The organism is Bradyrhizobium sp. Mp27, assembly GCF_029953005.1.
GTDB classification, from domain to species: Bacteria; Pseudomonadota; Alphaproteobacteria; order Rhizobiales; family Xanthobacteraceae; genus Bradyrhizobium; species Bradyrhizobium barranii.
This window is the reverse complement of sequence record NZ_JASAUS010000142.1, coordinates 1-19,472: the sequence shown is the minus strand read 5'-3', so window position 1 is coordinate 19,472 and position 19,472 is coordinate 1. Positions and strand designations below refer to the sequence as shown.

Here is a 19,472-nt window from a genome sequence, read left to right as displayed (position 1 = left end):
CGCCCTCCCGACGCAACGACAAAACCGTAAAGCCCCGCGTTCAGCATAACCCGGCAGGAATCCACTTAAATCCAGCGGGGCGCTGTCCAAACAACCGGGGCCAGCTCTGAATTCGCCGCCTGACTAAACGCTTTCTACTCCGCGGGTTGCAGGTTCGAGTCCTGCTGGGATCGCCAGTCATCACTGGATTGACGAGGCCGATGGAGCCGACTTGCGGTATCGGCCGCCCGCTCACCGGAGACGTCTTCAAGAGCCTCGCTGTTCTCGTCGATCCCGTGGACGATTTCGATTCGCGCTGCCGGAATTGCGGCGCCGCTCGATCGACGTGACGGACGCACAGTTACCAATCCTCTTACTTCACGAATACGTGGGTACCCTCGCCCCGGTCTTTGAACCGGACAGACGAACCCTATCTATGCGCCGGGCGACGTGCGCCCGATAGGGAATTCGATGCTGCCAACCGAGTGGACGAGAATGGCTATCGCATCTGCGGTTGCCGTGATCGCGATGTCGTATTTGGCAATCGATGCCGGCGTCGTGAACTCCAGCGTGATCACACGGCGCATCGAGACGGCGCGGGCTTCCATTGCGGACGCAGCGGCCAGTCAGCATCAACTCGCCTTTGCTATTCAGGCCTGGGCGCGTCCAAGCCGCCAGAAAGCGGACTTGGAGCCATACTTGGAGCACTGCCTGGCGATCGATTGAGTCAGGTGCAGCACCAGATCAGCCGACGCCTAAGCGGCATTTCGTTTGTTCACGGTCCGACTCCGCTTCGCTCCAAAAGCACGAATCGTCATCGCAAAAATCGGCGGCGCGCATTTGTTAATGCCGCGTTTCGCTCGCTCGGTTCGTTCACGCATCCAAGGTCACGAGCACGGGCCGCAACCGGTACGCGTCGATCGCGGCGTTTGACAGCAGCAGCCTGCGCCGCTCGCCGCGCAGCATCATGCGATCGATTCTGTTCAGGATGAAGCGGGCTGAATCATTGGGATCGCCGGTGAGCAGCCCGGATTGGTCGAGATATTTCCAGGCGATCTCGAAAGACTGCGCGCGCAATTCGGGGTCTGTCATAGCCGGCCAACGTCGGCGGAGAACGGATGTTCCTGACCGCGCAACGTCAGTCCGGCGCGACGAAATGCGCAGCGCCGCGGAATGAGATCACGACCAGCACGTTGGCTGCAACGTAATGGAGTGGTGCCGACCCGCCAGCCCCGGTCGGCTTTGAAGGGCCCTGTGCTTGTCCCCCCCGAGCACGGGGCTTTCTCATGCAGGCCACCAGCGTCCCGACCTCGGCCGGCCATTGCCGCGAGATCTCGCAGAGGATGCGATTAGTCCGTCTGCTCGTCGCGCCGGTCGCGGGCGAGCTGATGCCAGGCCAGAGCCAGTTGGATCAGCCTCTGCCGGTCGGCGCCGTCGGCGGACGCCGCGGCCCGCTTCATCGCCGCCTCGGCTTCGTGCTGTGGGTCGTACTTGGGACACATGAGGCCGAACCTAACCGACCGATATGGACGGGCGCATGGCAATTTCGTCCGTATGAATGCGGGGTGGTTTTCTCGTCGTCCGGCTCCCCAGGACGCATCTGTGAACTGCGTCACAGCCTGCCCCCGGCGTCTCGGCTAAACATCGCTTCAACCGCTCGCATCGCCGCGAGAGGGCATGGGTGGTCCATCATGACACAGGAAGCAGCAGCCGAGGCTCACGTCCCGACACGACGCGCGAGGCCCGACCTGATCGGCACCACGTTTCTTGCCACCATCGGTATCGTGATGCTGGCCTGGAGCGCAGGCCTGGTCTGGGCCGCGCTCGCGTTCTTCAACTGGCTGGTGTGACGCGCGAAGCGATCAGTATCGCGCCAGCAAACTTACGCTGCCCCGACAAAAAGAGGCGGGCCTGCGCCCGCCTCTTTGTTTCAGACTTTGCCTGAAGCCTCAGTAACAGGCGCGAGGATCGGCCTGCACATACTGGCCGCTCGGATAGCGGTAGTAGCAATTGCCCTGGGCCAGATAATAGCCGGGGCGCGAGGCAGCCGTGGCGCCGGCGATCGCGCCGGTGGCGCCGCCGATCACGGCACCCGCAGCCGCACCCGAGGCGTTGCCCGAGATCAGGCCGCCCAGCACGCCGCCGACGATGGCGCCGCCAAGCGCGCTTGCGCCGGGATCAGGCGGAGGCGGCGGCGGTTCGTAGGCGACGGGAGGTGGCGCCGGGGCGTAGGCCACCGGCATGTCGTCGATGTAATCCTCGGAGATGTAGCCCGGCGGGCCGGCCATCCGCTGCGGATAATAGTACCAGACGCCGCCGACGTCCCACCACCAGCCGGAGCGGCCGTTGCGGACCTCGTGGCGCCAGCGCCCGCCATCCCAGGCGCGATTGCCGCGATAGGCGTGTCCGCCCCAGTCGCGCTCCGGTGCGGGGCCCCTGGCGAAATTTCGGCCGGGCGGCGGGCCGCCGGCTCCGTGCGGGCCGGGACCGGGACCGCCGGCGTGGGGCTGGCCGCCGGGCTGTTGCGCGGGCCGGGCCGCCTGCTGCGGCGGGGGGCCCTTGCGCATGCTCTGATTGTTCTGGGGCGGCGCGCCCGCGCCCGGCCCCGCAGGCGGCTGGGCCTGGGGTCTCGGCGGCAATGAGTCCTGTGCCGGCGCCGAAAGCGCGACAAGGGACATGGCCGAAACCAAGGGAATAATGATCTTCATGCGGCTGGACGCACTCATGCGTGCTTGACCCCCTACTCTCGCGATTGCCGTGGTGCCTAGCGCGATAGACGATTCGCCTCGCGCCTGGCTGATGCCGGCGGACATAACTGACCTGCTTTGGTCGGCTAAGTCCCGTTACAAATGATTAAGATCGCGGCAATTTTCGGCCCTGGGGGCGCGGCGGAACCGCTCTAGCGCGCCGGCTCGATCACATTGCAGTTGGTCCGCCCCGACATCAGGCAGTCCTGCATCTTGCTGGCCGCGGTGAGATCGCGGGCGAGCCACCAGCCGACACCGAGGATCACGAGCGCAATGATCAATCCGGCAATCGCGCCACGACGGTTGTCGCCGGATTGAGGTTTTGCGAGGGATTTGGGCTTTTTGCCCGGTTCGGGCTTGGATTCGGACTTGGATTCGGACTTGGACTCAGACTTGGACATGGCTAGCCGATCGCAGGGGTGAGCCGGCTTTACCACCTCTGCGACGTCGCGTCACATCCCGGTCGATCGTTCAGCCCCGGGTCTGCCGGATCGCATCCTTGCGCGAGGTTTCGACCGCCGGTGTGGCCCGCGGTGCGCAGGTCGTCAGCAAGAATGCGGTCTGGGTGCATTCCCAATCCGCGCCGAGGACGGCACTTTCGATCGGCTTCGGGCGGGCGAGCAACAGTGCGACGCCAGCCAAGGCGACCACCGCGACTGCGATTGCGAGCGCCTTCGGGCTCAGTCTTGAGATCATCATGCCCGTGCTCCGTCTCGTACCGGGCGGACGCTAGGCGCCGCTCCGTGTGGTCCTCTATGAAGGACATCACAATTCGGCAGTTTTTCGGGGCTACGAGAGATCGTCGGGGGTGGCGATTTTTCGTCTACCTGATCGGCTGCGATTATGGGTGGCTTCGCGACGCGCGCCGATGTACACGCTTCTGCGTCGCGCGGCGCCCGCTATGCCCAGCCGACGTACCAACAGGCAATGATGTAAGATCGGAAGCGAGGAAGACAAGGCTCGTCGATGAGTGGATTCAGGGAACCCGGCTTCGCAGACCGGCAAAAGGCAGCGCAGGACGCGCGCAAAAATCTTTTGAACAAATTCAAGTCGCAGCCCGGGCTGGATGATCCGGCGGTGGCGGCACGTCGTGCTGAGCGCGAGGCGCTCGCGGCCAAGCGCGCAGAGGCAAAGGCCGCGCGCGAAGCCGAGAAGGCCGAGCAGAAGCGTATTGCGGAAGAAGCTGCAGCGGCCGAAGCCGCGCGTATCGCCCGCGAAGCGGAAGAAGCGATCGCCAAGCAGGCTGAAATCGAGGCCGAGCAAAAGGCCAAGCGCGACGCCCGCTACGCGGCCCGAAAGGCCAAGCGGAAGTAGCGTTCACAAGTCACGTTCAACTCACGTCGCGTTCAAGTGAAGTTGAACTGAAACATCGCTGGGGGCGGTCCTTGTGACCGCCCTCGGACTTTCAAGCGTGTGTCTGCCTTCGCAGACGGCGCGACGACGGCGGAAGATCAGTTCTTCTTCATCATCCCGTCGTCTTTCTTCATCCCGTCCTTCGACATGTGGTCCTTCTTCATGCCGTCGTCCTTGGACATGGTGTCCTTCTTCATGCCGTCCTTGGACATCGTGTCCTTCTTCATCATGCCGTCGTCCTTGCCCATCTTGTCCTGGGCAAAAGCGGCCGGCGACAGCGCGAGGCCAAGCGACAGAGCGGCAGCCGAGACGCCGAGCACGATGCGGGTGCGAATGGTCATGAGTGATTTCCCTTCGAGATGGTGTTTGTCAGCGACGGACGCCGCTATCTGATCTCGACGGATTGCCCGCTGGCGTTGTTACGCGCCCATTGACAAAATTTCTGCGGGCCGCCTGCGCGGACGCTCAGTGTGCACTGCAGCAAGGTCGGCACTTGCCGCGGCATTCGGTCTCGAACTATCAGATGAGAGAATATTGGGTGAGAGACCGGCTAGGATGGACCTATGCGCTGGTCTCAAGGACCCAGCCCACCTCACACCAAACAAGAACCGGCCAAGGGCCGTCCAAGGGGATACACCATGCTCACGCGCCGTCATCTGATCGCGACCGCCGTCGCCGCACCCGCCATTCTTCGTTTCGGCACTGGGACCGCGCATGCCGCGACCACGCTGAAGATCTCGCATCAATTCCCGGGAGGGACCATCGACAAGGGCGACTTCCGCGACCGGCTCTGCCGCATGTTCGCGGCTGAAGTCGCCAAGCGCAGCAACGGCGACATCGCTGCGGAAATCTATCCGAACTCCTCGCTGATCAAGACCAACGCGCAGTTCTCCGCGATGCGCAAGGGCGCGCTCGACATCAGCCTCTATCCGATGCCTTACGCCGGTGGCGAGCTGCCGGAGACCAATATCGGCCTGATGCCGGGCCTTGTGACCACCTACGACCAGGGCATGCGCTGGAAGAAGGAGCCGGTCGGCAAGGCGCTCTCCGACTTCCTCGCCGACAAGGGCATCATCCTGCTCACCTGGGTGTGGCAGGCCGGCGGCGTCGCCAGCCGCTCCAAGCCGATCGTCGCCCCTGAAGATGCCAAGGGCATGAAGGTGCGCGGCGGCTCGCGCGAGATGGACATGGTGCTCCAGACCGCCGGCGCCTCGGTGCTCTCGGTGCCGTCGAACGAAATCTACGCGGCGATGCAGACCGGCGCCTGCGATGCCGGCATCACCTCCTCGACCAGCCTGATCTCGTTCCGGCTCGAAGAAGTCGCGAAGTCGCTGACCTCGGGTGCGGGCGCCTCCTACTGGTTCATGCTCGAGCCGCTGATGATGTCGAAGGTGATCTTCGACAAGCTGCCGAAGAACCAGCAGGACATCCTGCTCGCGGTCGGGACCGAGCTCGAAGCCTTCGGCCGCAAGGGCGCGCAGGACGACGATGTCGAAGTCGCCAAGGTCTACGAGAAGGCCGGTGCCAAGGTCAGTGCGCTCGATGCCGCCACCGTCGGCAAGTGGCGCGACATCGCCCGCGACACCGCGTGGAAGGACTACGGCGCCAAGACCGCGACGGCCGCAAAGCTGCTCAAGCTCGCCTCCGACGTCGGCGCATGAGCCACGGTCCGCTTCCGGATCGTGACGACCGGGCGAACGCTGCCGCAAGGACCGGCCCTGCGGCGGCGATCGATCGCGGTCTCGCCATCCTCAACAGCATCATCGTCGTGTTCGCAGCGATCGCGCTAATCGCGGCCTGCGCCATCCTGAGCTACAGCGTACTAAGCCGCGCTCTGTTCAAGGCCGCCAATTACTGGCAGGACGAGGCCGCCGTATTCCTCCTGGTCGGCGCCACCTTCATGACGGCGGCCTATGTGCAGCAGAAGCGCGGCCATATCGGCATCGAGGCCTTTGTCGGCCTGCTGTCGCCGCTCGCGAACCGGATCAGGCTCTGGCTGGTCGATGCCGCGACATTCCTGTTCTGCGCCTTCTTCACCTGGAAGTCCTGGACGCTGACCCATGAAGCCTATGTCGACGGCCAGGTCTCGAACTCGATGTGGTCGCCGCCGCTCGCCATTCCCTATTCGCTGATGGCGCTCGGGATGAGCCTGCTCTGCATCCAGATCCTCGTGCAGCTTGCGCTGCCTTTCGCAGGAGCAAGGCGTCCATGAGCGTTTTCGGTATCGGCCTCGCCTACGGTATCGCGACGCTGGTCGTGATGTTCTCAGGCATGCCGATCGCGTTCGCGCTCGGCGCGGTCGCGGTCGTGTTCATGGGCATCTACATGCCGGCGGCGTCCCTGGATACGGTGACGCAGAACGTTTACGAGGAAATGGCCTCGATCACGCTGCTGTCGATCCCGCTCTTCATCCTGAAGGGCGCTGCGATCGGTAAATCGCGCGCCGGCCAGGATCTCTATTCGGCCCTGCATGCCTGGCTGCATCGCGTCCCCGGTGGTTTGGGCGTCGCCAACGTGTTCGCCTGTGCGTTGTTTGCGGCGATGGCGGGCTCCAGCCCTGCGACCTGCTCGGCGATCGGATCGGCCGGCATCCCCGAGATGCGCAAGCGCGGCTATTCCGGCGGTTTTGCCGCCGGCATCATCGCCGCCGGCGGCACGCTCGGCATTCTGCTGCCGCCCTCGATCACGATGATCCTGTTCGCGGTCGCCGCCGAAAAATCGCTCGGCCGGCTCTTCCTGGCCGGCATCGGCCCCGGCCTGCTGCTGGTCTCGCTGTTCGGCGCCTATGCGGTGATCCGCTTCCGCCAGGAATATGCCGCTGCCGAAGCGATCTACAAGAACGGCGGGCCTGAGGCTGCGATCCTGGCCCGCGACGAATACACGCTGGCCGAACGCTTCAGCGTGCTGCCGCGCGTCATCCCCTTCGTGCTGCTGCTCACCGGCGTCATGATCGCGCTCTATGGTGGCTACGCCACGCCGTCGGAAACCGCCGGCCTCGGCGGCCTCCTCGCGCTGGCGCTGATCGCGGCGATCTACAGCGTGTGGCGGCCGAGCGATCTTGCGCCGATCATGATGTCGACGATCCGGGAATCGACCATGCTGATGATGATCATCGGCATGTCGCTGCTCTATTCCTACGTGATGAGCTATCTGCACATCTCGCAATCGGTCGCCGAATCCATCGTCGCGATGCATCTGCCGCGCTGGGAGCTGCTGTTCGCGATCCTCGTCATGGTCGTCGTGCTCGGCTTCTTCCTGCCGCCGGTCTCCATTATTCTCATGACCGCGCCGATCATCCTGCCGCCGCTCCGCGCTGCCAATTTCGACATCATCTGGTTCGGCGTGGTCATGACCATCGTGATGGAGATGGGGCTGATTCACCCGCCGGTGGGATTGAATATCTTCGTCATCCGCAACGTCGCGCCGGATATTCCCCTCCGCGAGGTGATCTGGGGCACCCTGCCCTTTGTCCTGCTGATGATGCTGGCGGTGCTGCTGCTGTGCTTCTTCCCGGGAATCTCGACCGGCCTGCCGGACCTGGTGATGGGGCCGGACGGGAGCAGGTGATGCTGCCGTAGGGTGGGCAAAGCGACTTGTCCGCCGTAGCTCGAAGAGCGAAGGCGGAAGCGTGCCCACCATTCGCAGATTCAATCGCCGAGAGATGGTGGGCGCGGCGCTACGCGCCTTTGCCCATCCTAGGAAGCCGCGCGCTCCTTCTTCGCGTTCAACGCCGATGCCACGCGACTGACGGGCGGCTTGCCCAGCACGCCGCTCATCTCGTTCGTGGCCGCGAGCAGCTTGTCCATGTCGACGCCGGTCCTGACGCCCATGCCTTCGAGCATGTAGACAACGTCCTCGGTCGCGACGTTACCGGTCGCACCCGGCGCGTAGGGGCAGCCGCCGAGGCCGCCGGCGGCGGAATCGATGACGCGGATGCCCTCCTCCAGGCCGGCATAGAGATTGGCGAGTGCCTGGCCGTAGGTGTCGTGGAAATGCATCGCGAGTTTTGCCGGCGGGATATTGGCGCTAACCGCGCGCAGCATCTCCTTCGCCTTATCAGGCGTGCCGACACCGATGGTGTCGCCGAGCGAGATCTCGTAGCAGCCGAGCTCCCACAGCGTGTTGGCGAGATCGGCGACCGCCTTCGGCTTGATCTCGCCGTCGAACGGGCAGCCCAGCACGCAGGAGATATAGCCGCGGACCCTGACGCCATCGGCCTTGGCGCGCGCCAGCACCGGGTTGAAGCGCTCAATGGACTCCGCGACCGTGCAGTTGATATTGGCGCGCGAAAACCCTTCCGAGGCCGCCGCGAACACGGAGACGACTTGCGCGCCGGCAGCGCGCGCGGCGTCATAGCCCTTCTCGTTCGGCACCAGAACGTGGAATTCGGCGCCCTTGACGTGGCTGACGCCGCGCAGCACGGCGTCCGAGCTCGCCATTTGCGGGATCGCCTTGGGCGAAACGAAGGCGCCGACCTCGACCGTGGTGAGGCCAGCGGCTACGAGCGCCTCGACGAAGGCGATGCGGGCCTCGACGCTGACGGGCGTCTTCTCGTTCTGGAGGCCGTCGCGCGGTCCCATTTCGATGATGCGGACGGGATCGCTCATCTCAATCTCCAGATGGCTCGACCACGGCGAGCTCGACACCCTCCTGGACGATGTCTCCGACCTTGCATTTGATCGATATCAGCACGCCGGCATAGGGCGCGCGCAGCGTCTGCTCCATCTTCATCACTTCCAGGGTGAGGATCGGCGCGCCCTTGTCGAGCTTGGCGCCCTCCTCGGCCAGAACGGCGACCACCGTGCCCGGCAAGGGCGCCGCGATCTTGTCCTCTCCGACATGCTCTTCGCTCTCGCCGCCGAACGGATCGACCCAATGCAGGTCGAAGCGGCCATTGCGTGTGCGCAAGTAGAGCTCGTGACCGTCGATCACGGCGGCGACCGAGGACTTGACGCCATCGAGCGTCAGATCGAAGCCGCCATCCTTCGGCACGACGACAAACGCCAACTCGCGGTCACCGGTCACCAGCGTCGACGGGCCGCTGCCGTAGTTCAGCGTGATCTTCTGCTCAGGCCCATGGCCGACGCGGAAGGCAAAGCAGCGCTGGCGGCGGCCGACCGGCTGCCAGCCAAAGGTCTGCCAGGGCGAACCCGCCTCGTCTTGCGCGGCCTGCCGCTCGTCGTTGATGATCGCGGCGACTGCTGCGCACAGCTCAAGCTCGCCGGGTGCCGGCGGCACCTGCGTCAGGCCCGCCAGCTCGCGCTCGATGAAGCCGGTATCGATCGCATTGGTCCGCACCTTCGGATGCGTCATCAGCGCCGACAGGAACGGGATGTTGGTGACGATGCCGCGGACGTCGGAGTCTTGTAGCCCGCGATTCAGCCGCTCGATCGCGACGTCCCGCGTCGGCGCCCACGCGATCATTTTTGCGAGCATGGCATCGTAATAGGGCGAGACCGTATCGCCTTCGCGATAGCCGGGGTCGATGCGCAAGCCGCCGGTTTCCGCCGGCAGCCGCCAGGTCGAGATCCTCCCGACCGACGGCATGAAGTTCTTGGTCGGATTTTCCGCGTAGACGCGCGCCTCGACCGCGTGGCCATTGAGCCGGAGCTCGTCCTGCTTCAGCGGCAGCGCCTCGCCGAAGGCGACGCGCAGCTGCCACTCGACCAGATCGATGCCAGTGATCAGCTCGGTCACGGGATGCTCGACCTGGAGACGCGTGTTCATCTCGATGAAGAACACGTCCTTGCCGTCGGAGACGAACTCGATCGTGCCGGCGCCGACATAGTTGACCGCGCCGGCCGCCTTTCGCGCGGCGGCGCAGACGGTCTCGCGCTGGGCAGGATTGAGCGTCGGCGACGGCGCCTCCTCGATCACCTTCTGGTGCCGGCGCTGCAGCGTGCATTCGCGCTCGAACAGCGACAGCAGATTGCCGTGGCTGTCGCCGATGATCTGCACCTCGATGTGGCGGGGATTGTCGACATATTTTTCGATCAGCATGCGGTCGTCGCCGAACGCGGCCTTGGCTTCGCGCTTGGCGCTGACGATCGCCGGTCCAAGCTCGTCCGCCGAGCGCACGATGCGCATGCCGCGGCCGCCACCGCCGGCGGATGCCTTCACCAGGATGGGGAAGCCGATCTTGTCCGCCGCCTTCGAAAGCGTCGCGTCGTCCTGGGCCTCGCCGTGATAGCCGGGCACCAGCGGCACGCCGGCCTTCTCCATAAGCGCCTTGGAGCCGGACTTCGAGCCCATCGCCGTCATCATCGCGGCGGTGGGACCGACAAACACCAGGCCTGCCTCCAGGCACGCCCGCGCGAACTCGGCATTTTCGGACAGGAACCCGTAGCCCGGGTGGACGGCCTCCGCGCCGGTCTTTCGCGCGGCCTCGATCAGCCGCTCGACACTGAGGTAGCTGTCGCGTGCCCGCGCCGGACCGAGCAGCACGGCTTCATCCGCGAGCGCGACATGCATCGCGTCGCGGTCGGCCTCGGAATAGACCGCGACCGTGCGCAGGCCCATGGCTCGCGCGGTGCGGATGACGCGGCAGGCGATCTCGCCGCGGTTGGCGATCAGGAGCGTGCGAAAACGCCGGTAGAGCATTGAACGGTCCATCGCATCACATCCTGAACAGGCCGAATTTCGTGGGCTCGATCGGCGCATTCGACGCCGCGGAAAGGCCGAGGCCGAGCACGAGGCGCGTGTCGGCCGGGTCGATCACGCCGTCGTCCCACAGGCGCGCGGTCGCGTAATACGGGTGCCCCTGGCTCTCATATTGCGCGCGGATAGGCTCGCGGAACTTGTCTTCCTCTTCTTTCGACCAGCTATCGCCCTTGGCCTCGATATTGTCGCGCCGGACCTGGCTCAGCACCATCGAGGCCTGCTCGCCGCCCATCACCGAGATGCGCGCGTTCGGCCACATCCAGAGGAAGCGCGGCGAGTAGGCGCGGCCGCACATGCCGTAATTGCCGGCGCCGTAGGAGCCGCCGATCACGACGGTAAATTTCGGCACCGAGGCAGTCGCCACCGCCGTAACGAGCTTGGCGCCATCGCGCGCGATGCCGCCGGCCTCGTATTTCTTGCCGACCATGAAGCCCGTGATGTTCTGCAGGAACACCAGGGGAATGCCGCGCTGGCAGCACAGCTCGATGAAATGCGCCCCCTTCAGCGAGCTCTCGCTGAACAGGATGCCGTTGTTGGCGATGATGCCGACCGGATAGCCCCAGATGTGGGCGAAGCCACAGACCAGCGTCGTGCCGTAGAGCTTCTTGAACTCGTCGAACTCCGAGCCGTCGACGATGCGGGCGACGATGTCGCGCACGTCGAACGGCTTGCGGCCGTCGACCGGCACCACGCCGTAGATCTCTTCCGCCGCAAACAGCGGATCGCGCGGCTTGTGCATGTTGAGGTTCGGCCGCACCGACGGCTTCAGCGTGCCGACGATGCGCCGGGCGATGCCGATCGCATGGGCATCGTTCTGGGCGTAGTGGTCGGTCACGCCCGACTGCCGCGAATGCACATCGGCGCCGCCGAGCTCCTCCGCACTCACCACCTCGCCGGTCGCGGCCTTCACCAGCGGCGGGCCGCCGAGGAAGATGGTGCCCTGGTTGCGGACGATGATGCTCTCGTCCGACATCGCGGGGACGTAGGCGCCGCCGGCGGTGCAGGAGCCCATCACGATCGCGATCTGCGGGATGCTCTGCGACGACATCTGGGCCTGGTTGTAGAAGATGCGGCCGAAATGGCGCTCGTCCGGAAAGATCTCGTCCTGGAGCGGCAGGAACGCGCCGCCGGAATCGACCATGTAGACGCAGGGAAGATTGTTCTGCCGCGCCACGTCCTGCGCGCGCAGATGCTTCTTCACCGTCATCGGATAGTAAGTGCCGCCCTTGATGGTGGCGTCGTTGGCGACGATCACGCATTCGCGGCCCGCGATACGCCCGACGCCGGTGATGACGCTCGCCGAATGCACGTCACCGCCATAGAGGCCGTACGCCGCCAGCGGCGACAGCTCCATGAACGAGGTGCCGGGATCGACCAGCAGGTCGACGCGCTCGCGCGCCAGCATCTTGCCGCGCGAGGTGTGGCGGTTGCGCGAGACCTCGCCGCCGCCGCCGGCGACCTGGCTCAGTTTTTCGCGCAAGTCCGCGACAAGTCCGCGCATGGCCTCGGAATTGCGCGCAAAGTCCGATGAAGACGTATCGATGCTGGAATGGAGCGGCATGTTGATTCCAATGAGGTGAAGGTTTCAGGCCGTCTCGGACATCAGCTCGCGGCCGATCAGCATGCGACGCACCTCCGAGGTGCCGGCGCCGATCTCGTAGAGTTTTGCGTCCCGCCAGAGACGTCCGACCGGAAATTCGGAGGTATAACCGACGCCGCCCAGCGCCTGGATCGCCTCGCCCGCCATCCACGTCGCCTTCTCCGCGGAATAGAGGATCGCGGCGGCCGCATCCTTGCGCAACGTGCGGGCGTGGTCGGCGCGGTCGCAGGCGCGCCCGACCGCATAGACATAGGCGCGCGCCGACTGCCAGGTCGCATACATGTCGGCGAGCTTGCCCTGCATCAGCTGGAAGTCGCCGATCGGCTGGCCGAACTGCTTGCGCTCGTGCATGTAGGGCACCACGGCGTCCATGCAGGCCGCCATGATGCCGAGCGGTCCGCCAGACAGCACCGTGCGCTCGTAATCGAGGCCGGACATCAGCACCTTGACGCCCTCGCCGACCTTGCCGAGCACGTTCTCCCCGGGCACCTCGCATTCGTCGAAGAACAGCGGATAGGTGTTGGAGCCGCGCATGCCGAGCTTGTCGAGATGCTGGCCGTGGGTGAAACCCTTGAAGCCCTTTTCGATCAGGAAGGCGGTCATGCCGCGCGGGCCTGCCTCCGGATCGGTCTTGGCATAGACGACCAGCACGTCGGCGTCGCCGCCGTTGGTGATCCACATCTTCGAGCCGTTGAGGACGTAGCGGTCGCCGCGCTTGTCGGCGCGCAGCTTCATCGAAACGACGTCGGAGCCCGCGCCGGGCTCGGACATCGCGAGCGCGCCGACATATTCGCCGGAGATCAGCTTTGGCAGATAGCGCGCGCGCTGCGCGTCGTTGCCGTTGCGGCGGATCTGGTTGACGCAGAGGTTGGAATGGGCGCCGTAGGACAGCCCCACGGCGGCGGAGCCCCGCGAAATCTCCTCCATGGCGACGATATGGGCGAGATAACCCATGCTGGAGCCGCCATATTGCTCCGGCGCGGTCATGCCGAGCAGGCCGAGGTCGCCAAAGCGCTTCCAGAGGTCGGCCGGGAACAGATTGGCCTTCTCGATCTCGGCGGCGCGCGGGGCGATCTCCGCCTCCACGAAGGCGCGCAGCGTGTCGCGCAGCATGCTGATGTCTTCGCCCAGATCGAAATCGATGCTCGGGATGTTCAAGGCGATTCCTCCGTATTCTTGTCGGGTCCGAACCTACCCCTGCCCGGGCGTCCTAGTGGTCGAAAAGGTTGCATTTTCCGCCAAGTTTGGCGAGGATTTTTCATGCCCTTTCAAGCCGCGACCGCGACGCCCCGCCGCGCCATGACCCCAGCCGCCTTCGTCCGCGGCGTGGTTGCCGCTTATGCCCTTTACGGGCGGGATCCGGCCGAAGCCTTGGGCAAGGGGCAGGTCACCGAGGACCTTGTTCGATCCCGGGACGGACGGGTGACGGCGGCCCAGTTCGAGGCGCTGGCCGGCCACGCCATGCGCGAGCTCGACGACGAGGCGCTCGGCTGGTTCTCGCGCCGGCTGCCTTGGGGAACCTATGGCATGCTGTGCCGCGCCTCGATCACGGCCCCCAATCTCGAAGTCGCGCTAAAGCGCTGGTGCCGGCATCATCGCCTGCTGACCGAGGACGTGCTGTTCGAGCTCTCGCTTGGTGATGAGACCGCGACCATCTCCATTCGCGAACAGCGCGACCTTGGCCCGTTGCGTGAATTCTGCCTGGTCACCCTGCTCCGCTATGTCCTCGGCTTCTCCTGCTGGGCCGTCGATTCCGCGATCGCGCTGCGTGCGGCCGAGTTTCCCCATTCCGAGCCGGGCCACGTCTCGGTCTATCCGACGATCTTCTGCAGGCATTTGAGCTTTGATGCGGACGGCGCCCGCATCGTCTTCGACAAACATTATCTCTCTCTGCCGCTGACCCGCAGCCCCGCCGATCTCGACAGCATGCTCAAGGGCGCGCTGCGGCTCACCGTGCTGCCCTACCGGCGTGACCGGCTGCTGGTCGAGCGCGTCCGCCGCGTGCTGCGCAATGCACGCGGACGCATCCTCGGCGCCGAGGATGTCGCAAGCGAACTAGCGCTCTCCACCCGCACCATGCATCGGCGCCTGCGCGAGGAAGCGACTTCGCTACGCGATCTCAAGGAAGAGGCAAAGTTCGAGCTCGCCAAGCAGGAGCTGATGCGCGGCCGGGCGCCCATCAAGCGGATCGCGGAGATCGCCGGCTTCCGCAACGAGAAGAGTTTTTCGCGCGCCTTCCGCACCTGGACCGGCGCTAGCCCGCGCGAATTTCGCGACCGGTATCGGTGAGGCCTGCAAACAAGCACGGCCTCCGCGATCGAACGCAGAGGCCGCACCATTTACGCCGGAATTGGCGATCGTGACTCAGTTCGAGGACGCATCCTTGCGCGGACGAGCCTTGGTACGCGACTGCGGCTGCTTCGGCTGGAAGGCGAGCGCGTCGTTGCTGGTCTTCGCGCCGGCGGCCTGCGAGCACATGCCGCCGATGCCGCCGGCCGCCTGCCGGCAGGCTTCCATCGTCGGATAGCCGCAGCCGTGTGCAGCCTGGGCGCCGTTGGTGATGCAGTAGTCGTCCGCCTTCGCGGCGGGCGCGGTCATCATGAGAAACGCAGAGGCGAACAGCGTCGCAGCGGATGCGACGAAGGTCTTCGAGGTCGAGGTCATGTTGTCTTTTCCTGCTTCAGGGTCCCACAAAAGCATCCCCAGCATGCGACGCACGCTGAGGCTCACACCTCGCATGTAGGCCAACGCCTCACGCCGGAAATCACGATCCAGCGCATTGCAGGGCTTCGTAAATCACATGTCACAGTTAGGTGAGTTATTCATGTAAAACGGGCGCCCCTCGCTTCGGCTTTTCTGAATCGGCGGGCGGGTCGCGAGGAGCGCAGCTCGCTGTCTGGGGCCATCGCCTATCCCGCCGACGCCGCCACGACATCCTGTAACGGCAGCGGCACATCCTTCGCGACGCCCAGCACCGGAAAGCTGCGGACGTTCCTCACATCAGGCATCGCGGCGAAATGCAGCAGCTGCTGGCGCATGCTCTCGACGCTCGGCGCGACGCATTTCAGCAGGTAGTCGGTGTCGCCCGAAATCCGCCAGCACTGCTGGATGCGCGGGATCGCGGCAATCGAGCTCTCGAACGCCTCCAGCACCGGCTGGGCCTGGCTCACGAGCTGGATCGAGACGAACGAAACCACTTCATAGCCGAGCAGCCGCTCGTCGATGACGGCGCGGACCGCCCGGATCACACCGCGGCTGAACAGCAGTTTCAGCCGCCGCAGGCAATTGGGCGCGGACACGCCGACCCGCAGTGCCAGCTCGTTGTTGCGCACCCGACCGTCCTGCTGCAGCTCGGAGAGTATCTTCAGATCGACGCCGTCGAGCTGGTCACGCCCCGCCATCCCCCACCTCGCCATGATCCCATCATGACGTCAGCGAAGCACGCGGCGGAATCGCTGCCAAGGGGCCGGAACCCGGCGCAAAAGCTGGTCCGTGGATCGGGGTCATCGGACGCGACGTCATGTCTGCGGGCGGGGTACCCCCGCCGTCCTGTCAGGGCTTGTCGCGGCCATCCGCGCTCTTTCACTCGGCCCCAAAGACGTCGATGCCCGGGCCTTCGCCTCGCCGAAGCGGCTTCGGCCGCGCAGGCGGGACAAGGCCCGGGCATGATGAGTAAATCACGTCGTATGAAGTCGGAGCAGCGAGCCGCGACTCAATGCGTCCAGGGCTCGCCGCGCCGGAACGAGAAATTGTCGGCATAGGCGACCGGGCGGCGGATCGAATCCTGCGGCTCGATCACCTGATAGGCGATGCCCTTGCGCTCGCAATAGGCGACCGCCTCTTCCTTGCTGTGGAAGCGCAGCGTGATCTGCTGCTTCATGTCGCCGGACGAGGTCCAGCCCATCAGCGGCTCGACCGAACGCGGCTGCTCCGGCTCGTAATCCAGCTGCCATTCCTTGGTCTTGGACCGGCCGGATTGCATCGCGTTCTTGGCGGGCTTGAAAATGCGTGCGGTCATGGGTGGTCCGGGCCTCTTGGTCTTTTCGTTCGATTTCGATGCGTCACGGTAGCAGTTGGTGGAAACCGCGGGCATAGTATAGAGACACCTTTTGGGAACTGATCGGTGATTCCGGTCCCCCGGGGGTGCCTTGCCGACGGGTATAGTCATTATGCTGCACCGTGACAATTGCGTACCCGCCTTCCGCGCCGGGATCCCGCCCGGCGGCCCTGTCTCGCCGACACCAGCGTATCCGCCCCCTCCGAAAGCTTCCGTCGCATGGCCTTCCTGAACATCAACGCCACGCTTCCCGAAAAGGGCCGTGACCTCAGGCTCGACCTGTTTCGCGGCATCGCGAACTGGGCGATCTTCCTCGACCATATCCCCGACAACGTGGTGAACTGGATCACCACGCGCAACTACGGCTTTTCCGACGCCGCCGACCTGTTCGTCTTCATCTCCGGCTACACCGCTTCCTTCGTCTATGCGCGAATGATGCTCGAGCGCGGCTTCATCGTCGGCGCCACGAGGCTGACCAAGCGGGTCTGGCAGCTCTACGTCGCCCACATCATCCTGTTCGTGATCTACATCGCCTCGATCAGCTATCTGGCGCTGCGCTTCGGCGACTCCGACATGATCAACGAGTTCAACGTCGCCGGCCTCGTCGACAACGCGACCGAGACACTGCGGCAGGGTCTGTTCCTGCGCTTCAAGCCGCTCAATCTCGACGTGCTGCCGCTCTACATCGTGCTGATGGGGCTGTTTCCGCCGGTGCTGTGGTTCATGCTGCGCAAGCCCGACCTGACGATGGCGCTGTCCATCGTGCTGTGGCTCGCCGCGCGCCACTTCGGCTGGAATCTGACGGCCTATCCGGCCGGCCAGTGGTACTTCAACCCCTATTGCTGGCAGGTGCTGTTCGTGTTCGGTGCCTGGTGCGCGATGGGCGGCGCCCGGCGTTCGGGAGCCGTGATCAATTCGCCCATCACGCTGTGGCTGTGCCTCGGCTATCTCGCCTTCGCGCTGGTCATGACCATGGCCGGCCGCTTCCCCACCCTCGGCGGCATGTTCCCGGGGTGGCTGTTCTCGGCCTTCAACCCCAACGACAAGACCAACCTTGCGCCCTACCGCTTCCTCCATTTCGTCGTGATCGTGATCCTGGTGATCCGCTTCGTGCCGAAGGACTGGCCGGGCCTGGAGTGGAAGGTGTTCGATCCCTTGATCGTCTGCGGCCAGCAGTCGCTCGCCGTGTTCTGCGTCGGCGTGTTCCTGTCCTTCGTCGGCCATTTCGAGCTGTCGATGAGCTCGGGCTCGCTGTTCGCGCAGATCTTCGTCAGCATCGCCGGCATCGCGATCATGACGACGGTGGCCTATTACATTTCCTGGTCGAAAAAGCAGGACAAGCCGTTGAAGCCGCCGCCGCCCAAACCTGCGGCCGCCTCGCCTGCAAAGGCCGCCTAGAGCCATTTCCGTTCCGGTGAATCGGAACGGGGCGCTGGATTCCAGTTGCGGCAGCGGAGCCGGCTCAGGCCGCCTCGCTGTCGTACTCGGTGAACTTCTTGTAGATCCAGTCGCGGCCGTCGTGCCGGCGCCAGACCTTTCCATAGACGAGCTGCCCGTTGATCGAGCGGCGCGGCACGATCACGGTCCAGAGGTGCCAGATCTCGGTCCAGCTCGACTGCGGATGGACGGTTCGGACGTTGCGATCGAAAGACATGACGCAAAACTCACAGGATATGACCGCCGCGACGAACTGTGACCTGTGTGAGCACCGATTGCAGGAACCCCATCGCGAGCCTTGCCGACCTGATATCAGCCACGAAGGCAGCCGCAACAACCACTCGTGCTTAACCTAACCGGTCAACCTTACCCCTCGTGGGTACCTGCCAAGACCCGTTGAAAGTCGGCGCCGATCTTTCTATGATGCGTGCACAATTTGAGAATGAGCGCGCCGTTTTGGACGCGTGGCAATTGCGAACTGATTTTCATTTTTCAAATGACTTGCTGACTGGGGCACCACAATGAATATGCAATGTGGACGTTTGCGCCTGGCGGTGCGCTCCGTGCCGCCTGCGCCGCGCATCGAGACAGTCAAGACATCCGCCTCTGAACCGCCGAAGGCGGCCAACGACAATCATCTGGCGTGGCCGTTCCTGCCGTTTCCGCTCGGCTGGTACGCGACGAACTGATCCCGGAATAGCGCGACGCCGCTCAAGCGGAATATCATCGCTTGGCGGCGTCCGTTTAGGCATTGGGCGCTGAAATCCCCAATGCTCATATGTCTATGGCGACAGCCAAAGGGTTCGAAGCAATTTTGCGAATTCTGCGTCGGTCCATTTCGCGTGGATCGTCTCGCCAATCTGATCGTCGGCGGCGGCAACGGAACGGGATGAGCGCGGCGCAATATCGAGAGAATTGAAGGAGCTTCAACCTCGGGACTGGTCGGGGCAGCTGGATTCGAACCAACGACCTGCAGTACCCAAAACAGACCTCCCGACGAGCAGGAGTGAGCAAGGCGGTGCACAGCGCCGCTTTCACTCTTGCAAACTACTCAAATCATTGAGATACCAGCAGTCACAGCGAGCGTTCATGAGCGCTCGTGAGCAGACGCGATCTTCCCATGATCTTCCCAGGGGCGTCCGATGAAGCTGACTGCAAAGACTTTTGCCACCGTCCGGCTCGATGCCGGAAAGACCGATCAAATCTTTTTCGACGATGAAATTCCTGGGTTTGGGCTTCGCGTCCGCGCGGGCGGCTCCCGGAACTGGGTGTTCCAGTATTCCCTCGGCGAGAAGCAGCGCCGTATGTCCCTCGGCCGAGCGACAGCGGAGAGCTTCAAGTCCTCGAAGGGCAAGGACGGCACTCCAAACCTCGGCATCCGCGATCGCGTGATGCAGATGTCGCTCGACGTGAAGCACGGCAAGGACCCGCAGGGCGAAAAGGTCGAGAGCCGCTCCCGCGCCAGCGATACGTTCCAGATCGTGGCAGCCGAGTACCTCAAGGCAAAGAAGGCCGAGACCCGCCCCGGCTGTCAATCGGCTTGCAAATTTGACCCTTCATCGGCGTCCAATTTTGACCCCTTTCCGCGGCGGGGTTTGCTGGTAGCGCTGGTCTCGTCGGAGCTGGCCGGGATAGCGGA

The 19,472-nt window shown here is 64.5% G+C and carries 23 protein-coding genes and 2 pseudogenes; 10 read left to right on the top strand and 15 right to left on the bottom strand.

The annotated features are described in order from the left end of the window. Window positions 1-474 precede the first annotated feature (474 nt). Window positions 475-705 carry a hypothetical protein gene (locus tag QJT78_RS40705; protein WP_028150968.1) on the top strand — a complete coding sequence of 77 codons (231 nt, stop codon included), beginning with the start codon at window positions 475-477 and terminating at the stop codon, window positions 703-705. A 147-nt stretch (window positions 706-852) separates the two neighbouring features. Here QJT78_RS40705 and QJT78_RS40700 read toward each other — a convergent pair whose 3' ends face one another. Together QJT78_RS40700 and QJT78_RS40695 are read right to left on the bottom strand one after the other, a co-directional pair. Next, on the bottom strand, window positions 853-1,071 hold the full coding sequence (locus tag QJT78_RS40700; protein WP_028150969.1) for a hypothetical protein: 219 nt from the start codon (window positions 1,069-1,071) through the stop codon (window positions 853-855). A 257-nt stretch (window positions 1,072-1,328) separates the two neighbouring features. After that, a complete protein-coding gene (locus QJT78_RS40695; RefSeq protein ID WP_014495428.1) occupies window positions 1,329-1,481 on the bottom strand; it encodes a hypothetical protein in 153 nt (50 codons plus the stop codon). A gap of 189 nt (window positions 1,482-1,670) precedes the next feature. Between QJT78_RS40695 and QJT78_RS40690 the strand changes: the two genes are divergently transcribed. Beyond that, window positions 1,671-1,829, top strand: a complete 159-nt coding sequence (locus tag QJT78_RS40690) for a hypothetical protein (protein ID WP_281460542.1) — start codon at window positions 1,671-1,673, stop codon at window positions 1,827-1,829. 99 nt (window positions 1,830-1,928) lie between these two features. On the opposite strand, the gene QJT78_RS40685 is transcribed toward QJT78_RS40690, so the two are convergent. The 3 genes from QJT78_RS40685 to QJT78_RS40675 form a co-directional block, all read right to left on the bottom strand. Next, window positions 1,929-2,705 (bottom strand): hypothetical protein, encoded by a 777-nt coding sequence (locus QJT78_RS40685; RefSeq protein ID WP_028150971.1) that lies wholly within the window; start codon window positions 2,703-2,705, stop codon window positions 1,929-1,931. Window positions 2,706-2,878: 173 nt separating this feature from the next. Further along, window positions 2,879-3,127 (bottom strand): hypothetical protein, encoded by a 249-nt coding sequence (locus QJT78_RS40680; RefSeq protein ID WP_028150972.1) that lies wholly within the window; start codon window positions 3,125-3,127, stop codon window positions 2,879-2,881. A 70-nt stretch (window positions 3,128-3,197) separates the two neighbouring features. Further along, window positions 3,198-3,425: a hypothetical protein gene (locus QJT78_RS40675; protein WP_028150973.1), complete on the bottom strand. Its 228-nt coding sequence runs from the start codon at window positions 3,423-3,425 to the stop codon at window positions 3,198-3,200. Between the two features lie 267 nt (window positions 3,426-3,692). Here QJT78_RS40675 and QJT78_RS40670 point away from each other — a divergent pair, with 267 nt between their 5' ends. Next, window positions 3,693-4,040, top strand: coding sequence for a DUF6481 family protein (locus QJT78_RS40670; protein ID WP_028150974.1), 348 nt, complete (start codon window positions 3,693-3,695; stop codon window positions 4,038-4,040). A 137-nt stretch (window positions 4,041-4,177) separates the two neighbouring features. Here the strand turns inward: QJT78_RS40670 and QJT78_RS40665 are convergent, their stop codons facing one another. Then, window positions 4,178-4,420, bottom strand: coding sequence for a pentapeptide MXKDX repeat protein (locus QJT78_RS40665; protein WP_028150975.1), 243 nt, complete (start codon window positions 4,418-4,420; stop codon window positions 4,178-4,180). A 297-nt stretch (window positions 4,421-4,717) separates the two neighbouring features. On the opposite strand from QJT78_RS40665, the gene dctP reads away from it, so the two are divergent. Genes dctP through QJT78_RS40650 form a run of 3 tightly spaced genes read left to right on the top strand, consistent with a single transcriptional unit; the run spans window position 4,718 to window position 7,646 of the window. Next, window positions 4,718-5,740: a TRAP transporter substrate-binding protein DctP gene (gene dctP / locus QJT78_RS40660; RefSeq protein WP_028150976.1), complete on the top strand. Its 1,023-nt coding sequence runs from the start codon at window positions 4,718-4,720 to the stop codon at window positions 5,738-5,740. After that, on the top strand, window positions 5,737-6,291 hold the full coding sequence (locus QJT78_RS40655) for a TRAP transporter small permease (protein WP_038944925.1): 555 nt from the start codon (window positions 5,737-5,739) through the stop codon (window positions 6,289-6,291). Before dctP ends, QJT78_RS40655 begins: the two co-directional genes overlap by 4 nt. Further along, window positions 6,288-7,646 carry a TRAP transporter large permease gene (locus tag QJT78_RS40650; RefSeq protein ID WP_028150978.1) on the top strand — a complete coding sequence of 453 codons (1,359 nt, stop codon included), beginning with the start codon at window positions 6,288-6,290 and terminating at the stop codon, window positions 7,644-7,646. Before QJT78_RS40655 ends, QJT78_RS40650 begins: the two co-directional genes overlap by 4 nt. 128 nt (window positions 7,647-7,774) lie before the next feature. Here the strand turns inward: QJT78_RS40650 and QJT78_RS40645 are convergent, their stop codons facing one another. Genes QJT78_RS40645 through QJT78_RS40630 form a run of 4 tightly spaced genes read right to left on the bottom strand, consistent with a single transcriptional unit; the run spans window position 7,775 to window position 13,497 of the window. Beyond that, window positions 7,775-8,686 carry a hydroxymethylglutaryl-CoA lyase gene (locus tag QJT78_RS40645; protein ID WP_028150979.1) on the bottom strand — a complete coding sequence of 304 codons (912 nt, stop codon included), beginning with the start codon at window positions 8,684-8,686 and terminating at the stop codon, window positions 7,775-7,777. Window position 8,687: 1 nt separating this feature from the next. After that, on the bottom strand, window positions 8,688-10,691 hold the full coding sequence (locus QJT78_RS40640; RefSeq protein WP_281460541.1) for an acetyl/propionyl/methylcrotonyl-CoA carboxylase subunit alpha: 2,004 nt from the start codon (window positions 10,689-10,691) through the stop codon (window positions 8,688-8,690). 4 nt (window positions 10,692-10,695) lie between these two features. Beyond that, window positions 10,696-12,300 (bottom strand): carboxyl transferase domain-containing protein, encoded by a 1,605-nt coding sequence (locus QJT78_RS40635; RefSeq protein ID WP_028150981.1) that lies wholly within the window; start codon window positions 12,298-12,300, stop codon window positions 10,696-10,698. Between the two features lie 24 nt (window positions 12,301-12,324). Then, a complete protein-coding gene (locus tag QJT78_RS40630) occupies window positions 12,325-13,497 on the bottom strand; it encodes an isovaleryl-CoA dehydrogenase (protein ID WP_028150982.1) in 1,173 nt (390 codons plus the stop codon). 102 nt (window positions 13,498-13,599) lie between these two features. On the opposite strand from QJT78_RS40630, the gene QJT78_RS40625 reads away from it, so the two are divergent. After that, window positions 13,600-14,628 carry an AraC family transcriptional regulator gene (locus QJT78_RS40625; RefSeq protein ID WP_028150983.1) on the top strand — a complete coding sequence of 343 codons (1,029 nt, stop codon included), beginning with the start codon at window positions 13,600-13,602 and terminating at the stop codon, window positions 14,626-14,628. 75 nt (window positions 14,629-14,703) lie between these two features. Here QJT78_RS40625 and QJT78_RS40620 read toward each other — a convergent pair whose 3' ends face one another. The 3 genes from QJT78_RS40620 to QJT78_RS40610 form a co-directional block, all read right to left on the bottom strand. Further along, entirely contained in the window at window positions 14,704-15,003 is a 300-nt protein-coding gene (locus QJT78_RS40620; protein ID WP_028150984.1) for a DUF3551 domain-containing protein, read from the bottom strand. Between the two features lie 245 nt (window positions 15,004-15,248). After that, window positions 15,249-15,740, bottom strand: coding sequence for an Lrp/AsnC family transcriptional regulator (locus tag QJT78_RS40615; protein ID WP_038944923.1), 492 nt, complete (start codon window positions 15,738-15,740; stop codon window positions 15,249-15,251). 311 nt (window positions 15,741-16,051) lie between these two features. Next, entirely contained in the window at window positions 16,052-16,357 is a 306-nt protein-coding gene (locus QJT78_RS40610; RefSeq protein ID WP_014495449.1) for an ETC complex I subunit, read from the bottom strand. Window positions 16,358-16,615: 258 nt separating this feature from the next. Here QJT78_RS40610 and QJT78_RS40605 point away from each other — a divergent pair, with 258 nt between their 5' ends. Then, entirely contained in the window at window positions 16,616-17,794 is a 1,179-nt protein-coding gene (locus tag QJT78_RS40605; protein WP_028150986.1) for an OpgC domain-containing protein, read from the top strand. Window positions 17,795-17,858: 64 nt separating this feature from the next. Here QJT78_RS40605 and QJT78_RS40600 read toward each other — a convergent pair whose 3' ends face one another. After that, window positions 17,859-18,050 carry a hypothetical protein gene (locus QJT78_RS40600; RefSeq protein WP_028150987.1) on the bottom strand — a complete coding sequence of 64 codons (192 nt, stop codon included), beginning with the start codon at window positions 18,048-18,050 and terminating at the stop codon, window positions 17,859-17,861. A gap of 304 nt (window positions 18,051-18,354) precedes the next feature. Between QJT78_RS40600 and QJT78_RS40595 the strand changes: the two genes are divergently transcribed. Both QJT78_RS40595 and QJT78_RS53280 read left to right on the top strand, forming a co-directional pair. Next, window positions 18,355-18,522, top strand: coding sequence for a hypothetical protein (locus QJT78_RS40595; RefSeq protein WP_193375982.1), 168 nt, complete (start codon window positions 18,355-18,357; stop codon window positions 18,520-18,522). 453 nt (window positions 18,523-18,975) lie between these two features. Beyond that, window positions 18,976-19,218 (top strand): annotated as a pseudogene (locus QJT78_RS53280) (Arm DNA-binding domain-containing protein); the annotation flags it as partial. Window positions 19,219-19,364: 146 nt separating this feature from the next. On the opposite strand, the pseudogene QJT78_RS53275 reads toward QJT78_RS53280, so the two are convergent. Further along, window positions 19,365-19,472, bottom strand: a pseudogene (locus QJT78_RS53275) (IS21-like element helper ATPase IstB); the annotation flags it as partial.

Bases quoted from the DNA above. Each gene is read 5' to 3' on its own strand.
- QJT78_RS40705 (WP_028150968.1), top strand. From the start codon at position 475: ATGGCTATCGCATCTGCGGTTGCCGTGATCGCGATGTCGTATTTGGCA.
- QJT78_RS40700 (WP_028150969.1), bottom strand. From the start codon at position 1,071: ATGACAGACCCCGAATTGCGCGCGCAGTCTTTCGAGATCGCCTGGAAA.
- QJT78_RS40695 (WP_014495428.1), bottom strand. From the start codon at position 1,481: ATGTGTCCCAAGTACGACCCACAGCACGAAGCCGAGGCGGCGATGAAG.
- QJT78_RS40690 (WP_281460542.1), top strand. From the start codon at position 1,671: ATGACACAGGAAGCAGCAGCCGAGGCTCACGTCCCGACACGACGCGCG.
- QJT78_RS40685 (WP_028150971.1), bottom strand. From the start codon at position 2,705: ATGAGTGCGTCCAGCCGCATGAAGATCATTATTCCCTTGGTTTCGGCC.
- QJT78_RS40680 (WP_028150972.1), bottom strand. From the start codon at position 3,127: ATGTCCAAGTCTGAGTCCAAGTCCGAATCCAAGTCCGAATCCAAGCCC.
- QJT78_RS40675 (WP_028150973.1), bottom strand. From the start codon at position 3,425: ATGATGATCTCAAGACTGAGCCCGAAGGCGCTCGCAATCGCAGTCGCG.
- QJT78_RS40670 (WP_028150974.1), top strand. From the start codon at position 3,693: ATGAGTGGATTCAGGGAACCCGGCTTCGCAGACCGGCAAAAGGCAGCG.
- QJT78_RS40665 (WP_028150975.1), bottom strand. From the start codon at position 4,420: ATGACCATTCGCACCCGCATCGTGCTCGGCGTCTCGGCTGCCGCTCTG.
- dctP (WP_028150976.1), top strand. From the start codon at position 4,718: ATGCTCACGCGCCGTCATCTGATCGCGACCGCCGTCGCCGCACCCGCC.
- QJT78_RS40655 (WP_038944925.1), top strand. From the start codon at position 5,737: ATGAGCCACGGTCCGCTTCCGGATCGTGACGACCGGGCGAACGCTGCC.
- QJT78_RS40650 (WP_028150978.1), top strand. From the start codon at position 6,288: ATGAGCGTTTTCGGTATCGGCCTCGCCTACGGTATCGCGACGCTGGTC.
- QJT78_RS40645 (WP_028150979.1), bottom strand. From the start codon at position 8,686: ATGAGCGATCCCGTCCGCATCATCGAAATGGGACCGCGCGACGGCCTC.
- QJT78_RS40640 (WP_281460541.1), bottom strand. From the start codon at position 10,691: ATGGACCGTTCAATGCTCTACCGGCGTTTTCGCACGCTCCTGATCGCC.
- QJT78_RS40635 (WP_028150981.1), bottom strand. From the start codon at position 12,300: ATGCCGCTCCATTCCAGCATCGATACGTCTTCATCGGACTTTGCGCGC.
- QJT78_RS40625 (WP_028150983.1), top strand. From the start codon at position 13,600: ATGCCCTTTCAAGCCGCGACCGCGACGCCCCGCCGCGCCATGACCCCA.
- QJT78_RS40620 (WP_028150984.1), bottom strand. From the start codon at position 15,003: ATGACCTCGACCTCGAAGACCTTCGTCGCATCCGCTGCGACGCTGTTC.
- QJT78_RS40615 (WP_038944923.1), bottom strand. From the start codon at position 15,740: ATGGCGGGGCGTGACCAGCTCGACGGCGTCGATCTGAAGATACTCTCC.
- QJT78_RS40610 (WP_014495449.1), bottom strand. From the start codon at position 16,357: ATGACCGCACGCATTTTCAAGCCCGCCAAGAACGCGATGCAATCCGGC.
- QJT78_RS40605 (WP_028150986.1), top strand. From the start codon at position 16,616: ATGGCCTTCCTGAACATCAACGCCACGCTTCCCGAAAAGGGCCGTGAC.
- QJT78_RS40600 (WP_028150987.1), bottom strand. From the start codon at position 18,050: ATGTCTTTCGATCGCAACGTCCGAACCGTCCATCCGCAGTCGAGCTGG.
- QJT78_RS40595 (WP_193375982.1), top strand. From the start codon at position 18,355: ATGAATATGCAATGTGGACGTTTGCGCCTGGCGGTGCGCTCCGTGCCG.